Origin of the sequence: Snodgrassella sp. M0351 (assembly GCF_016100575.1) — a bacterium.
Taxonomy (GTDB): domain Bacteria; phylum Pseudomonadota; class Gammaproteobacteria; order Burkholderiales; family Neisseriaceae; genus Snodgrassella; species Snodgrassella alvi.
On sequence record NZ_JACFSG010000017.1, the window covers coordinates 1 to 436 of the forward strand.

1 protein-coding gene is annotated in these 436 nt (G+C 40.1%); it reads right to left on the bottom strand.

Annotated features, from left to right (window positions below):
• The coding region (locus H3V01_RS10915) for a hypothetical protein (protein WP_198186794.1) at positions 1 to 436 on the bottom strand (436 nt) is incomplete at both ends.

The following is a 436-nucleotide window of genomic DNA, read 5'->3' on the forward strand; positions in this document are numbered from 1 at the left end:
CCTTTATTATTATTTTTAATACTTTCCGTATTCAGATAGGCATCTTTACCGGCTATGATTTTTCCGCCGTTACTGTTATCAACAGCCAGATGACTTTCGCCTTCACTGTTGAGCAACACATCTCCGCCACTGCCGAATTCTCCGCCCTGATTATTCAGACTATTGCTAATCTGTGCCTTTAACTGCTGATTTGTCCGGATAGCTCCGGCTGCATTGTTTACACTATCTGCTGTCAGATCAATACTGTCTGCATCTATGCTGCCATTATTGCTGTTATCCAGTGTCGATGCTTGAATTACAGCCTCTTTGCCCGACTGAATCACACCATTTGTACTGTTGTTTAAACTTACCGATGCCTTAAGATGCAGATTTTCACTGCTTATTATCCCTTTATTATTATTTTTAATACTTTCCGTATTCAGATAGGCATCTTTAC